At 68.3% G+C, this 1,465-nt stretch carries 1 protein-coding gene; it reads left to right on the top strand.

Annotation, left to right across the window (positions count from 1 at the left end; all coding sequences use genetic code 11):
• The first annotated feature begins 239 nt into the window (after positions 1 to 239).
• Positions 240 to 1,442 carry an IS110 family transposase gene (locus ACWEQO_RS34760; protein WP_452986494.1) on the top strand — a complete coding sequence of 401 codons (1,203 nt, stop codon included), beginning with the start codon at positions 240 to 242 and terminating at the stop codon, positions 1,440 to 1,442.
• Positions 1,443 to 1,465: the final 23 nt, after the last annotated feature.

Genomic DNA, 1,465 nt, shown 5'->3' with positions numbered 1-1,465 from the left:
CCCCCCATTACCTTTTTCGTGGCCCCGCAATGGGGCTCCCGGCCTCTGGAGCCGGCATGACTGGTCCCCCCTGTCGAACGCATGGCCCGGGGGGTGGTGTCACCGGCTCCGGAGGCATCGACAGACCGCTGATTAGGGGCATGACCACCGGCTTCTCCGGAGGCAGGGAGGCTCTTCGTAATGTGGATGTGGCGATCGGTGCCGCTGGACGGCCGGGCGAGTACGACCGGAGACTGCACGTGATCGACACCAGCGACATCGGCGTCTTCCTCGGCCTGGACGTCGGCAAGGGCGAACACCACGCCACCGCCGTCACCCCGACCGGGAAGAAAGCCTTCGACAAGCGGCTGCCCAACAGCGAGCCCAAACTCCGCGAGCTCTTCGCAAAGTTGCAGGCCAAGCACGGCCCCGTGCTCGTGGTCGTCGACCAACCTGCCTCCATCGGCGCCCTGCCCATCGCGGTGGCCCGCGACATGGGTTGCCAGGTCGCCTATCTGCCAGGTCTCACGATGCGACGGATCGCCGACCTCTATCCCGGCGAGGCCAAAACCGACGCCCGTGACGCCTTCGTCATCGCCGACGCCGCCCGGTCGATGCCGCACACGCTCCGCTCCATCGAACTGGACGACGAGACCATCGCCGAACTGGAGATGATCGTCGGCTTCGACGACGACCTGGCCGGCGAGGCCACCCGCATCAGCAACCGGCTGCGCGGCCTGCTCACCCAGATCCACCCGCACCTCGAACGTGTCCTGGGCCCGCGCATCCAGCACCCGGCCGTGCTCAAACTGCTGGACCAGTTCGGCTCGCCGGCCCTGATCCGCAAGGCCGGACGGCGCAGGTTGATCGGCCTGATACGCCCGAGGGCTCCGCGGATGGCCGAGCGGCTGGTCGAGGACATCTTCACCGCGCTCGACGAGCAGACCGTCGTCGTCCCCGGCACGGACGCGGCCGCCCTGATCGTCCCCAGCCTCGCCGGCTCGCTCCAAGCCGTCCTGGACCAGCGCAAACTCCTCGCCACGAGGATCGAGGAACTGCTGGAGACCCACCCTCTTTCCAAGGTCCTGACGTCCATGCCCGGCATCGGCGTCAGGACCGGAGCCAGGATCCTCATCGACGTCGGCGACGGCAGCAGCTTTCCGTCCGCCGCCCACCTGGCCGCATACGCCGGACTCGCTCCAGCAACCCGCAGCTCGGGCTCGTCGATCCGCGGCGAGCAGCCCTCCCGCCGGGGAAACAAACAGCTCAAACGGGCCTTCTTCCTGTCCGCGTTCGCGGCCCTGGCCGACCCGGCCTCGCGGGCCTACTACGACAAGAAGATCGCTCAGGGAAAGCACCACACCCAAGCCCTCCTCTGCCTCGCGAGACGACGAGCCGACGTGCTCTTCGCGATGCTCCGCGACGGCACCTTCTACGAACCCCAACCCGCCCCCACGGGTTGACGAAACCCATAGGGGCACCCCCC

Source organism: Streptomyces sp. NPDC004051 (genome assembly GCF_053604275.1).
This window is presented reverse-complemented; position numbering and strand designations above follow the sequence as displayed.